This window comes from Poseidonocella sp. HB161398 (assembly GCF_005870025.1).
Lineage (GTDB): Bacteria > Pseudomonadota > Alphaproteobacteria > Rhodobacterales > Rhodobacteraceae > Mangrovicoccus.
Window position 1 is genome coordinate 1 of the sequence record NZ_VATA01000007.1, and the last position, 12,215, is coordinate 12,215.

Annotated in this window: 11 protein-coding genes; 2 read left to right on the forward strand and 9 right to left on the reverse strand. The window is 70.9% G+C overall.

Annotated elements, in window-relative coordinates:
• Positions 1 to 586 precede the first annotated feature (586 nt).
• The 7 genes from FGX59_RS07575 to iolG all read right to left on the reverse strand — a co-directional run bounded on the left by FGX59_RS07575 (position 587) and on the right by iolG (position 7,541).
• Complete coding sequence (locus FGX59_RS07575) at positions 587 to 1,366, reverse strand: TIM barrel protein (protein ID WP_138465929.1); 780 nt, start codon at positions 1,364 to 1,366, stop codon at positions 587 to 589.
• Between the two features lie 13 nt (positions 1,367 to 1,379).
• Positions 1,380 to 2,297, reverse strand: coding sequence for a myo-inosose-2 dehydratase (gene iolE, locus FGX59_RS07580; protein ID WP_138465930.1), 918 nt, complete (start codon positions 2,295 to 2,297; stop codon positions 1,380 to 1,382).
• An 11-nt stretch (positions 2,298 to 2,308) separates the two neighbouring features.
• Complete coding sequence (locus FGX59_RS07585) at positions 2,309 to 3,424, reverse strand: Gfo/Idh/MocA family protein (RefSeq protein ID WP_138465931.1); 1,116 nt, start codon at positions 3,422 to 3,424, stop codon at positions 2,309 to 2,311.
• 56 nt (positions 3,425 to 3,480) lie between these two features.
• Positions 3,481 to 4,299 (reverse strand): ATP-binding cassette domain-containing protein, encoded by an 819-nt coding sequence (locus FGX59_RS07590; RefSeq protein ID WP_138465932.1) that lies wholly within the window; start codon positions 4,297 to 4,299, stop codon positions 3,481 to 3,483.
• On the reverse strand, positions 4,299 to 5,405 hold the full coding sequence (locus tag FGX59_RS07595) for an ABC transporter permease (protein ID WP_138465933.1): 1,107 nt from the start codon (positions 5,403 to 5,405) through the stop codon (positions 4,299 to 4,301). Before FGX59_RS07595 ends, FGX59_RS07590 begins: the two co-directional genes overlap by 1 nt.
• 62 nt (positions 5,406 to 5,467) lie before the next feature.
• A complete protein-coding gene (locus FGX59_RS07600) occupies positions 5,468 to 6,391 on the reverse strand; it encodes a sugar ABC transporter substrate-binding protein (RefSeq protein WP_138465934.1) in 924 nt (307 codons plus the stop codon).
• A gap of 124 nt (positions 6,392 to 6,515) precedes the next feature.
• A complete protein-coding gene (iolG, locus tag FGX59_RS07605) occupies positions 6,516 to 7,541 on the reverse strand; it encodes an inositol 2-dehydrogenase (protein ID WP_138465935.1) in 1,026 nt (341 codons plus the stop codon).
• A 184-nt stretch (positions 7,542 to 7,725) separates the two neighbouring features.
• On the opposite strand from iolG, the gene FGX59_RS07610 reads away from it, so the two are divergent.
• Positions 7,726 to 8,727 (forward strand): LacI family DNA-binding transcriptional regulator, encoded by a 1,002-nt coding sequence (locus tag FGX59_RS07610; protein ID WP_138465936.1) that lies wholly within the window; start codon positions 7,726 to 7,728, stop codon positions 8,725 to 8,727.
• Between the two features lie 6 nt (positions 8,728 to 8,733).
• Here the strand turns inward: FGX59_RS07610 and FGX59_RS07615 are convergent, their stop codons facing one another.
• A complete protein-coding gene (locus FGX59_RS07615; protein ID WP_138465937.1) occupies positions 8,734 to 9,387 on the reverse strand; it encodes a pyridoxamine 5'-phosphate oxidase family protein in 654 nt (217 codons plus the stop codon).
• 59 nt (positions 9,388 to 9,446) lie between these two features.
• On the opposite strand from FGX59_RS07615, the gene FGX59_RS07620 reads away from it, so the two are divergent.
• Positions 9,447 to 10,883 carry a PLP-dependent aminotransferase family protein gene (locus FGX59_RS07620; protein WP_138465938.1) on the forward strand — a complete coding sequence of 479 codons (1,437 nt, stop codon included), beginning with the start codon at positions 9,447 to 9,449 and terminating at the stop codon, positions 10,881 to 10,883.
• 65 nt (positions 10,884 to 10,948) lie between these two features.
• Here FGX59_RS07620 and FGX59_RS07625 read toward each other — a convergent pair whose 3' ends face one another.
• On the reverse strand, positions 10,949 to 12,106 hold the full coding sequence (locus tag FGX59_RS07625; RefSeq protein WP_138465939.1) for an amidase: 1,158 nt from the start codon (positions 12,104 to 12,106) through the stop codon (positions 10,949 to 10,951).
• Between the last annotated feature and the right edge of the window lie 109 nt (positions 12,107 to 12,215).

Sequence of the window (12,215 nt, forward strand, 5' to 3'; positions counted from 1 at the left end):
CCGGCCTTGCGCATCTCCAACCCGCCGCGCCCGGCACCGCCGGAGGATTCGCCTTGGAACAAGGGGGTGGCGGCGATCATGAGTGCAGGGGGCGGAAAAATGGCTGTGGGGCGTCGCCAGGGCGGAAACTGTTCCGTATTCGGCTGAAGCATCGCCGAGAGAAGATCACGTACAGCCGCATTCCGGACAAATTTTCCAGTCTAGCCCTGCACTCCGTCGCCGCACGGGCTTTTTCAGCACCCCGCCGGACGCCTCCCCCTGTCCGGGGCCCGCAGGCGATGAACGCCCGGGCGCGTGCTTCCTTTCCGGGCTCCGGCGATGCCGCCGCCCGGGCGCGCGCTGCAAGACAGCCGCAAGGAAGGCCCGCGCGGCTGTCGCAATCCCGGCGAAGGATCTGCGGATCGGGCCGCGCGCTGCCGGGCCCGGAACCGTGCCGGGAAAGCCTGGTCGGCCACGCAGGCCGGAGGCTCAACCGGGAAGGAGGTCCGGAAGGCCGCAGGGCCTGCCCGATTCAGGGAGCCGTCCTGGCCAGAACCGGAACGATCTCCGCGACGGCGCCGTCGCGGACTGCTTTGTCAGCGGCCTGCTAGAGGGTGAAGGCGGCGCGGAAGGCCTCGAGCGCGGCGTCGGGATCGCCGCGGGCGAAGGCCTCCATGCCGACGGGACCCGCATATCCCATCTCCGCCAGCGCGCGGGCGATGGCGGGATAGGCGATTTCGCCGGTGCCTGGCTGGCAGCGGCCGGGCACGTCCGCGACCTGCACCTCGCCGATCCAGGGCAGGGCCCGGCGGCAGCACTCGATCAGGTTCCCCTCGCCGATCTGCACATGGTAGAGGTCGAGGTTCAGCCGCAGCCGCGGATGGTCCACCGCCGCGACCAGCGCGATCGTGTCCTCGGCGCGGGCAAAGGGCACGCCGGGGTGGTCGACCGGCAGGTTGAGGTTCTCCAGCGTGAAGGTCACGCCTTCCTGCTCGGCCATCTCTGCGATGCGGCAGAGCGTGTCGCGCGCCTTCAGCCACATCGCGCCCGTCACCGTCTCGCAGGGCACGACAGGCAGGCCGCCCTCGCCGAGCCCGGTGCCATGCAGGTTCAGCCGCGCCACGCCCAGCCGCTTGCCGACCTGCGCGGTCTCGCGCGCCGAGCGCAGGAGCTCGTCGGCGCCCTCGTCATCGGCCAGCCGCCCGGTCAGGTAGCCGTTCATGATGGTGAACTCGGCGCCGGTCGCCTCGAGCTTCGCCAGGTCGTGATCCGGCCAGTTCCAAAGGCCGACGCCGAAGCCCATCTCCTTCAGCCGCGCGCAGCGCCAGTCGATCGGGCGGTCCTGCCAGAGCATTTCGGCGCAGGCGGCAAGCGGGAATGTCGTCATCTTGCGGGTTCCTTCAGGCGGCCTTGCCGGTGCGGCGGGCCAGGCCGGTCTCGGCGGCGAGGCGCTTGAGCGTGTGGAGCCCGAGCGTCTGGTAGAGCAGCGGGTTGCGGACGTCCGGGTCCTGCTCGGCCTCGATGACGATCCAGCCGTCATAGCCCGTGTCGGCGAGGATCTGCAGTAGCGGCTTGAAGTCGATGCCGCCCTCCTGGTCGCCGGGCACGGTGAAGGCCCCGGCCAGCACGCCCCCAAGGAAGCTCATCCCCTCGGCGCGGACCCGCGCGGTGACCGCCGGGCGGATGTTCTTGGCGTGGAAATGCGCGACGCGGGCGGCATGGCGCGCCAGCACCTCCGCCGGGTTGCCGCCGCCGAAGGTGCAGTGCCCGGCATCGAACAGCAGATGCGTCGCGGGCCCGGTCGCCGCCATGAAGGCGTCGATTTCCTCCGGGGTCTCGACGACGGTGCCCATGTGGTGGTGATAGGCGAGGGTCACGCCCTGGCTGGCGAGATAGGCGGCGAAGGCCTCGATCTTCGCGCCGAAATCCGCCATCCCGGCCGCGCTCAGCACCGGCTTGCCGTTCACCGGGCGCGCGGGGTCGCCATGGATGGCGTTCGAGGTCTCGCAGACGATGCAGACGGCGCAGCCATTGTGGCGGAGCCTGGCCAGATGCGGCTGGACGGCGGCGATCTCCTCCTCGACGGAGCGGGCCAGCAGCTCGGTCGAGTACCAGCCGGAGATGAAGGCGAGCCCGTAGCTGCCGAGCAGCGCCTTCAGCGCCTCGGGGTCCTCGGGCCAGCGATGGCCGTTCTCGATCCCGTCGAAGCCGATCAGGTGGCCGGCCTCTTCGAGGATGCGCTCCGTGGGGATGTCGCGGCCGATGCTCTGGTCGTCGTCATTGGCCCAGGCGATGGGGTTGGTGCCGAAGCGGATCATGGGGTGGTCCTTCAGGTGAGCGCCACGGGGCGGCCTTCGGAGGCGGCCATGGCGTGGATGATGCGTTCGATGTCGAGCCCGGCGGCGAAATCCGGGCCCCTTTGCGGGACGCCGGCGATGGCGGAGAGGAGGTCGCGCGCCTCGACGGTCTTCTGCTCGTTGAAGCCGAAATTGTGGCCCGGCGCCGGGCAGAAGGCGGCGAAGTCCGGCTGGTCCGGACCGGAGAGGAGCCGGGTCAGGCCCGGCTCGCCCCTGCGATGGAGCCAGAGCTCGTTCATGGTCTCCTGGTCGAAGGCGAGCGTGCCGCCGGAGCCGTGGAGTTCCCAGGCAAGGCGGCATTTGCGGCCCGCAGCGATGCGCGAGGTGGCGAAGCTGCCGGTCGCCCCGCTGGCGAAGCGCAGGATCGCATGGGCGGTGTCGTCATTTTCCACCGGCTTCGGACCCTCGGGCGAGGGGCGCAGCGCGATCGGGGTGGCGGTGATCGCGGTCAGCTCGGCGACGGGGCCCATCAGCGCGACCATCTGGCTGGCGAGATGGCAGCCGAGATCGCCGAGCGCGCCCAGCCCGCCGCCCTGCCGCGTCAGCCGCCAGGACCAGGGCTGTTCTGGATCGGCGGAATAATCCTCGTCATAGACCCCGCGGAAACTGTGCGGCGTGCCGATCGCGCCTTCGGCCACGAGCCGCTGCGCCTCCTGGAAGGCGGGCGAGCGCAGGTAGTTGTAGCCGAGCATCGTGACCTGTCCGGGGCAGGCGGCGGCCAGCGCGGCCATGGCCTCGGCATCCGCCAGCGTCAGCGCCATCGGCTTTTCCAGCCAGACATGCTTGCCCGCCGCCAGCGCCGCCTCCGCCATCGGGCGGTGCAGCGCGTTCGGCGTGGTGATCGAGACGACATCCACCGCCGGATCGGCCACCGCCGCCTGCCAGTCGGCCGAGACGCGGGCGAAGCCGGATTGCGCGGCGAAGCGCTCCGCCTGCGGCCCGGCCATGTCGCAGAGGATCTCCAGCCGGGGCGGGGCGCCGCCGAAGACCGTGGCGACATTGCGCCAGGCCATGGCATGGCACTTGCCCATGAAGCCGGTGCCGATCAGGCAGACCCCCAGCGGGCGGTCGGGCATCGGAAAGGTCATTGCTGCACCTGGGAAGGGAAGGGCGGCGGGCCGGGGGAGCGGCCCGCCGGGGAGGATCAGATCGTGCCGCCGAGCGAGCCTTCGAGCTGGGCCATTTCCTGGCCGCCGGCCATCAGGTCCTGCAGCGCCTCGGGGGTGATGTCGCCGCGGGTGGCAGTGCCGAGCGTCTTGCCGCGGTTGAGCACGGTGAAGCGGTCGCCGACGGCCAGCGCATGGCGGACATTGTGGCTGATGAAGACGACGCCGACGCCCTGCTTGCGCACCCGGTCGATGGTCGCGAGCACGTTCGAGGTCTGGCGCACGCCGAGCGCGGAGGTCGGCTCGTCGAGGATCAGCACCTTGGCGCCGAAATAGACCGCCCGCGCGATGGCGACCGTCTGGCGCTCGCCGCCCGAGAGCGTGCCGACCGCCTGGTCGGGGCCGCGCAGGTTGATGCCCATCTTGCGCATCTCCTCGACGCAGATCTCGTTGGCGGCGCCCAGATCCATCCGGCGGAAGAGGCCCTCGCCCTTCTTCGGCTCGCGGCCCATGAAGAAGTTGCGGGTGACGCTCATCAAGGGGATCATCGCGAGATCCTGGAAGACGGTGGCGATTCCGGCCTCCATCGCGTCGCGCGGGCTGGAGAAGGACATCGGCCGCCCCTCGAATAGGATCTCGCCCTTGGTGGGCTTGTGGACGCCCGACATGGTCTTGATGAAGGTGGACTTTCCCGCGCCGTTGTCGCCCAGCAGGCAGTGGCATTCGCCGGGGCGGATGTCGAAGCTGACCCCGGCAAGCGCGATGACATTGCCGAAATGCTTCTCGATCCCCTTCATCTCGACGATCGGTGCGCCCGTGACGGGGTCGCCATGGTGGAACGTGCTGTCGATGGTCATCAGCGTTCTCCGGTCACGCGCTTGCGGATGGCGTTGTTGAAGAGCACGGCGATCAGGAGCATGCCGCCGAGGAAGACCTGGAACCAGTCCTGGTCGAAATTGGTGTAGGTCAGGCCGATCGTGACCATGCCGAAGATGATCGCGCCGAAGAAGGCGCCGATGGCCGAGCCGTAGCCGCCGGTCAGCAGGCAGCCGCCGATCACCGCGGTGATGATCGCCTCGAATTCCTTCATGAAGCCGCGGCGGGCATCGGTCGATCCGCTGTCGATCACGGTGATGACGGCGACGAGGGCGGCAGCGCAGGCGGTGGCCATGAAGAGCGCGATCTTGACCTTGTCGACCGGCACGCCGGAGTTCGAGGCGGCGTTGCGGTCGCCGCCGGCGGCGAAGATCCAGTTGCCGCGGGCGGTGCGCAGCAGCACGTAGGTGGCGACGGCGGCGACCAGGACGAACCAGAGGATCTCGACCGGGATGCCGGGCACCTTGGGCGTGCCGGAGCGGAATTTCTCGATCACGCCGATCTCGGCCAGCCAGCGGAAGACGAAGCCGAAGGCGTCGCCGGAGAAGAGCGGGGCGAGGAAATCGCCCTCGACCGCCTCGCGGACGCCGCGCAGCTGGGTCGAGCCGCCGGTGAACAGCTTCAGCCCGACAAGCGACGCGCCGCGCAGGATGAAGAGCCCGGCAAGCGTGACGATGAAGGAGGGCAGGCCGGAGCGGATCACGATCAGCCCGTTCACCGCGCCCACGCCTGCGGCGAAGATCATCGTCAGCGGGATCGAGACGATCAGCGGCAGGCCCAGATTGACCGTCAGCACGCCGAAGATCATGCCCGCGAAGGCGACCATGGAGCCGATGGAAAGGTCGAACTCGCCGCCGATCATCAGCATCGCCGCGGCGATGCCGAGAATGCCGAGCTGGGCGGCGGGGGTGAGGAAGTTCATGATCCCGGACAGCGTGAACATCGAGCTGTCGGCGGTGACCAGGAAGAACAGGGTGACGAGGATGACGCCGCCGATGGCGCCAAGCTCGGGTCGTTTCATCAGGCGGGCGACGAAGGGCTCGGTCTTGATCCGCTCGTCCATCATCAGTGCAGCATCCGTGGGCATGTCGGTGTCCTCTGGCATGGGGTCCCCGGCGCGGGGAGAGGCCGCGCCGGGGCGGCGGTCGGTCAGCGGATGCCCTGGGCAGCCAGATCGATCACCTTGGCGGCGGCCTCCTGGGTCACCAGGTTCGGCCCCGAGGGCACGTCGCCGCCGGGCATCAGCCCGTATTCGGCATTCATCGCCAGGAAGACGACCGGCAGGTAGCCCTGCAGGAACTGCTGCTGGTCGATGGCGAAGGCGGCCTTGCCGTCGGCCACCGCCTCGAGGAAGCCGGGCGAGAGGTCGAAGGAGGCGACCAGCACCTCGCCTGCAAGCCCCATCGCCTCGACCGCGGCCACGGCCGGTTCGCCGACCAGCGGCGCCGAGAGGCCCAGCACGGTGTCGAGCTCTTCGTCGCTGTCGAGCGCGGCGCGGACCTTGGACTGCACCTCCGCCGGGTCGTTCATGGTCGGGATCACCTGCACATTGCCGCCGAAGCCCTCGGTGAAGCCCGCGCAGCGCGCGTCGAGCGAGACGTTGCCGACCTCCTGGTTGACGCAGATGCCCTTCTTGCCGCCCATTTCGGCGAGCTTGCGGCCCGCGGCCACGCCGGCATCGTATTCGGACTGGCCGACATGCAGCCTGGCGCCCAGCTCATGCGCGACATCGCCGCCCGAGTTCATCGAGATGACCGGGATCCCGGCCTCGACGGCGCGCTTGATCGACGGGCTCAGCGCGTCGGCATCGGGGATCGAGACCACCAGCCCGTCGGGCTCCTGGTTCACCGCGGCGTCGATCAGCTGGCTCATCTGCACCATGTCGAAGGTCTCGGGCGAGCGGAAATCGACATTGGCGCCGGTCTGCTCGGCGGCGGCCTGGGCGCCGTTCTTGACGACCGACCAGAACGGGTCGTTGGCCTGGCCATGAGCGACGACGATGATGTCGGCGGCCAGGACCGGCATGGCGGCCAGAGTCGCGGCAGCCGCGACGGAAGCGAGAAGCGTCTTCATTGGGTTCCTCCCTGTGGGTCTGATGGCACGGACGGCGGGGGCCGCCCGCTGCGCGCCCTCCGTGGCGCGCCGTTGGCCTGCGCGGAGTCCCTCCAGCCCGCGCAGGCTGTCCGTCTTCCGGGGGCTAGGCCACCGGCTCTCCGGCCGCCATGGCGGGCGCGGGATCGATCCGGACCGGCAGCCCGGTCTTCAGCGACTCGGTCGCCGCCTCCGCCAGTGCCAGCGCGGCGATCCCGTCGCCCAGCGTCACCGGCATCGGCGCGCCGTCGAGCACGGCCGAGACGAAGGCGTCCCATTCCCTCTCGTAGGCGGGCATGTAGCGCTCGAGGAAGAAATAGGTCGGCTTGGCGCTGGTCACGCCGGCCGTGGTCGACTTGCTCAGCGTGTTCTCCAGCATGTTGGCCGCCGACAGGAGCCCCTCGGAGCCGAGAAGCTCCACCCGCTGGTCGTAGCCGTAGACCGCGCGGCGGCTGTTCTTTATGACCGCGATGCGGCCGTCGGCATAGGTCAGCGTGACGACCGCAGTGTCGACATCCCCGGCCTCGCCGATCGCCGGATCGACGATCGCGCTGCCAGTGGCCTGCACCGTGGCGGGGCGTCCGCCCATCAGGAAGGCGGCCATGTCGAAATCGTGGATCATCATGTCGCGGAACAGCCCGCCCGAGACCTTGATGTAGCTCACCGGCGGCGGCGCCGGGTCGAAGCTGGTCACCGACAAGAGCTCTGCCTTGCCGATCTCGCCTGCTTCCAGCGCGGCCTTCATCGCCGCGAAATTCGGATCGAAGCGGCGGTTGAAGCCGATCATCACCGGCTGTCCTGCGGCGGCGGCGCGGCGCTGGCATTCCAGCGCGCGGGCCAGCGACAGGTCGACCGGCTTCTCGCAGAGCACGGCCTTGCCCGCGGCGGTGGCCTTCTCGATCAGGTCCGAATGCGTGTCGGTCGAGGTCGCGACCAGCACCGCGTCGATCGACGGATCGGCCAGGATCTCCTCCGAGCTGGCCGCCCGCGCGCCGTATTTCGCCGCCAGGGATTCCGAGGCCGCCGTGAAGACGTCCGACACGGCCGCCAGTTCGCTGCGGGCATGGCCGGCAATATTCACCGCATGCACCTGACCGATACGGCCGGCGCCGAGCAACCCAACTCTGAGCATGTATTCCTCCCGAATCGCGGCCCCTCGCCGCTTTCCGCCCGAGTCATCGCAATCCTTGCACGCGCGTGCAAGATGAATTTGCACGCGCGAGCAAAAACTTTGGCAAGCGGGTCGCTTCGCGCTATGACGGACCGCGCGGCCGGGCTAGGCTGGGCATGGGCGAGCCAGGAGGACCAAGCGGAGCATGCCACCGGGAAGCAATGTCACGGCAGATGATGTCGCCGCAGAGGCGGGGGTGTCGCGCTGGACGGTGAACCGCGCCTTCAAGAAGGACGCCTCGATCTCCGCCCGGAGCCGCGAGAAGGTGATGCAGGCGGCCGAGCGGCTGGGTTACGTACCCGATCTGCGCGCGGCGAGCCTGGCCTCGGACCGCTCGAACCTGGTGGCGCTGCTGGTCGACGATTTCGCCAACCCCCACAAGCTGGTGATGATGGAGCGGCTGACCCGGGTGATGCGCCGCGAGGGCTGGGACACGCTGCTGGTCAACACGCTCGACAAGGCCGATGCGGGCCCGGCGCTGATCAATGCCAGCCAGCGCCGCGTCGATGCGGTGATCCTGATCGGGCTGCAATTCGACGACGAGGTGCTGGCCGCCGCGCAGCATGCCAGGCGCTTTCCCAAGCTCCTGATCTTCGCCCGCAGCTCGGCCAACCCCGACACGATCTCGATCGCGGTCGACGATGTCTCGGCGATGAAGGAGATCGCCGCCTATGTCGATGCCCGGGGCTACCGCCGGCCGATGTTCGTCGCCGGGCCGCGCACCTCCTCGGCGCATCTCCTGCGCAAGGAGACCTTCCGCGACTACTGGATCGAGCGCCATGGCCGCCGGCCCGACTGCGTCAATGTCGATGCCTACGACCCGGCGCTTTCGGGGGCGGCGGTTGAGGCGGCTCTGGCGGGGCGGGGCGCGGATCTGCCCGATGTGCTGGTCTGCGAGAACGACGCGCTGGCGATCGGCGCGATCGACATCCTGCGCCACCGGCTGGGACTGCGCGTGCCCGAGGACATCGCCGTGACCGGCTTCGACGACATCCCGCAGGCCGACAGCCTGAACTACCAGCTGACCACCTACCGCCAGCCGCTGACCGAGATGGCCGAGTACCTGGTCGAGGTGCTCAACAGTTCCGAGACCCGGGACTTCTCCCGGATCTTCGAAGGGCGGCTGATCGAGCGCGCCAGCGCCTGAGCCGCCTCAGCCCAGGCGGAAGTCGCGCACATGGGCGGGCAGCTCGACCCCGGGCAGGTTGCGCGGATCGGGCTCGGGCGTGCCGACGACCATGCGCACCGGGATCACCCCGGCCCAGATCGGCAGCGCGTAGTCCGGCTCCTCGTCATTCGGCCCGCCGGTGCGCACCTTGGCGGCGCCTTCCTCGATCTTCATGCCGAGCACGGTGGTCGCCTTCAGATCCTGCGCGTGGTCGGGCCGCAGCCCGTCATAGCGGCCGGGGAAGAGCCCGTTGACGAAGCGCGCCAGCTTGGCCAGCTTCTCCGCCTCGTCCTCGACCCGGAAGGCCGTCCCGAACAGCGTGACCGAGCGCGAATTGACCGAATGGTGCATCCCCGAGCGCGCCAGCACGAAGCCGTCGAGGATCGAGACGCTGAGGCAGACCTCGGCATCGCGCCCGGCCTTCAGCGCGCGGCTGGCGGCCGAGCCGTGCCAGTAGACATGGTCGCCCTCGCGCCATTGCAGGGTCGGAGTGACATAGGGGCGGCCGTCGATCACATAGGCGGCGCTGCACAGCGGCTGCGCGTCGAGGATGGCGTTGACGTCCTCGCGCGCGAAGCTGCCGCGGGGATGCGAGCGGCGCAGGCGGGAACGGTCGGTGACGGCGAGCGTATCGCTCATGGCGGGACTCCTTTGCTGGCTTGTCCCGCCGCTGCTAGCGCGGTATTGGCCCTGGCAACATGTCCAATCCAGAAGATTATGCCCAGTCCAATTTTCAGGCGGCGCTCTTCGCCCTGGCGTTGGAGCGGGGCGGAGGCGCGCCGCTGCACCTGCAGCTGGCCGATGCGCTGCGCGGGCTCCTGATCGGCGGGCGCTTCGCCGGGCGGAAGCTGCCGGCCAGCCGCGTGCTGGCGGCCGAGCTGAGCGTGTCGCGGATGACGGTGACGACCGCCTATGACCAGCTTGCCGCCGAGGGCTACCTGGCGACGCGGCGGGGCGACGGCACCTATGTCGCGGACCACCTGCCGCATCTCGTCCCGGCGCCGAAGCGGCCGCGGCCTGCGCCCGCGCCGCCGGTGCCGCCCGCGCCCTTCCATCCCGGCCTGCCGGACCAGGCGCTGTTTCCGCACCGCGCCTGGGCCCGCCATCTGGAGCGCGCCTGGACGCGCCCGGCCCCGGCGCTGCTCGCGCGGGCCGATCCGCTGGGCTGGGCGCCGCTGCGCCAGGCGATCGCCGCGCATCTGGCGGCCTGGCGCGGGCTCGATTGCGACGCCGGCCAGATCGTGGTCACCTCGGGCGCCTGGGACGCCTTCGACCTGCTGCGCGGCGCGGCCCTGCAGGCGGGCGCGCGGATCGCCGTCGAGGATCCGGGCTGGCCGACGCAGCAGAAGCTCCTGCAGCGCGGCGGGCTTTCGCCCTGTCCTGTGCGGATAGACGGCGAGGGGCTCGACCCGGCGCGGCTGCCCGGCGGGCTCGCCGCGGCGATCGTCACGCCCTCGCGCCACTATCCGACCGGCACCGCCATGCCGCTGGCGCGGCGGCTGGCGCTGCTCGGCTGGGCGGAGGCCGAGGGCGCGCTGGTGATCGAGGACGACTATGACAGCGAGTTCCGCTACCAGGGGCAGCCCTTGCCCTCGCTGGCCGGGCTCGACGGGCTCGGCCGCACGGTCTACATGGGCAGCTTCTCGAAGCTCCTCAGCCCCGGTCTCCGGATCGGCTACCTGGTCCTGCCCGAGGCGCTGACCGGCGCGGCGCGGGACCATCTGGAGGTGACCGGCGCGCGCGCCTCGCTGCTGCCGCAGCCGGCGCTGGCGGCCTTCATGGAAAGCGGCGAATTCGCCACCCATCTGCGGCGGATGCGGCGCGTCTATGCGCGGCGGCAGGCGCATCTGCTTGCCTGCCTCGCGCCGTTCGAGGGGCTCTTGTCGCTTTCCGCCGACCCGTCTGGCATGCATCTGATGCTGCCCCTCGGCCCGGATCTGGCCGGGCGGGTCCCGGACCGCGAGATCTCTGCCCGCGCCGCGGCGGAGGGGATGGTGCTGCGCGCGCTCTCCGCCCATGCGCGCCTGCCCGATGCGCCCGAAGGGCTGATCCTCGGCTATGCCGGCTTCGAGGAGCCGCGGCTGGGGGAGGCGGCGGAGGCTCTGGGCCGGATCCTTCGCGCGGCGGCGGGCTAGCGCCTGCCGCTGCCTGTTGCGCGGAATTCAAGGGACGGCAGCAGCCGTCCCGGAGCCGGAGCGGGTCAGGCCAGCTCGCGCCGGGCGGCGAAGCGTTCGGCGGCAAGCGCGATCAGGCCGAGGTCGCTGCCGGCCGGACCGATCAGCGACAGGCCGAGCGGGGCGTCCTCCACCATGGCCAGCGGCATCGAGACCTGCGGCAGCCCGGCATGCCCGGCGATGCTCAGGAGCCGGATCGCCGCCGTGCGGAAGGCCTCCATCTCCGCGCCGCCCGCCCCGAGCTTCGGCGCCGCGCCGGGGGCGGTTGGCAGGAGCAGGATGCCGTCCTCGTCAAGGGCCGCGCGGATCCGCGCGCGCAGCCGGTCGCGGGCGGTCCGGGCCTCGGCGATTTCCTCCGCGCTCAGCGCCATCGCCGCCTCGAAGCGCTCGCGCACGCCGGGGCCGAATTCGGGGGATGCGGCGCGGATCCAGTCGCCGAACTCCTCGGCAATCTCGGCCGCCTGGGCGACGCGGAAGACCGGCTGCAGCTCGGCGATCTCGGCGGGCGACAGCAGCGGCGCCGGATCGGCCGGGGGCAGCAGCGGGCGCAGCGCGGCCGCCGTGGCCGCGGGCACCTCCGCCCAGAGATCGGCCGGGGCGAGGAAGCGCGGCGCGGGCAGATCCGTTTCAGGCGCCAGGATCGCCGCGCCGAGCAGCAGCGTCCCGGCATCGGCGGCGAAGAGCCCCGGCACGTCGTAGCTGGCCGCCAGCGGCTGCATCCCCGCAGCGGGCAGCAGCCCGTGGCTTGCCCGCCAGCCCCAGAGCCCGCAGAACGAGGCGGGAAGCCGGACGGAGCCGCCCGTGTCCGTGCCGAGCGCCAGATCCGCCAGCCCCTGCGCCACCGCCGAGGCGGAGCCAGAAGAGGACCCGCCGGGCACCCGGTCGGGCGCGGCCGGGTTCAGCGGCGTCCCGTAATGGGCGTTCTCGCCCATCAGCGAATAGGCCAGCTCGTCCATATGCGTCTTGCCGGCCAGTTCGGCCCCGGCGTCCAGAAGGGCCGCGACCACCGGCGCAGTGGCGGTGGCGGGCGCCTGGCGCGCAGCCCAGCCGGGATGGCCCGAGCCGGTGACATGGCCCTTGATGTCCAGGTTGTCCTTCACCGCCAGGCGCAGCCCCGAAAGCGGTCCGTCCCGCGGCGGCAGCGCGCCTTCGTCAAAGGTCGTCACGAACGGGTCGATGGCCATGTCGGGTCTCCTGGCGCGGGTCGGGCGCGCCCGCCCCGGATGCGGGTGCGGCAGGGCCAGCCTGCATCGCGCGGACGGGGCGCGTCTACCCCGTTCTGCCGCGCGGCCC

Excerpts from the sequence above, each read along its gene's own strand:
- FGX59_RS07575 (WP_138465929.1), bottom strand. The coding sequence starts at position 1,366 with ATGACGACATTCCCGCTTGCCGCCTGCGCCGAAATGCTCTGGCAGGAC.
- iolE (WP_138465930.1), bottom strand. The coding sequence starts at position 2,297 with ATGATCCGCTTCGGCACCAACCCCATCGCCTGGGCCAATGACGACGAC.
- FGX59_RS07585 (WP_138465931.1), bottom strand. The coding sequence starts at position 3,424 with ATGACCTTTCCGATGCCCGACCGCCCGCTGGGGGTCTGCCTGATCGGC.
- FGX59_RS07590 (WP_138465932.1), bottom strand. The coding sequence starts at position 4,299 with ATGACCATCGACAGCACGTTCCACCATGGCGACCCCGTCACGGGCGCA.
- FGX59_RS07595 (WP_138465933.1), bottom strand. The coding sequence starts at position 5,405 with ATGCCCACGGATGCTGCACTGATGATGGACGAGCGGATCAAGACCGAG.
- FGX59_RS07600 (WP_138465934.1), bottom strand. The coding sequence starts at position 6,391 with ATGAAGACGCTTCTCGCTTCCGTCGCGGCTGCCGCGACTCTGGCCGCC.
- iolG (WP_138465935.1), bottom strand. The coding sequence starts at position 7,541 with ATGCTCAGAGTTGGGTTGCTCGGCGCCGGCCGTATCGGTCAGGTGCAT.
- FGX59_RS07610 (WP_138465936.1), top strand. The coding sequence starts at position 7,726 with ATGCCACCGGGAAGCAATGTCACGGCAGATGATGTCGCCGCAGAGGCG.
- FGX59_RS07615 (WP_138465937.1), bottom strand. The coding sequence starts at position 9,387 with ATGAGCGATACGCTCGCCGTCACCGACCGTTCCCGCCTGCGCCGCTCG.
- FGX59_RS07620 (WP_138465938.1), top strand. The coding sequence starts at position 9,447 with ATGTCCAATCCAGAAGATTATGCCCAGTCCAATTTTCAGGCGGCGCTC.
- FGX59_RS07625 (WP_138465939.1), bottom strand. The coding sequence starts at position 12,106 with ATGGCCATCGACCCGTTCGTGACGACCTTTGACGAAGGCGCGCTGCCG.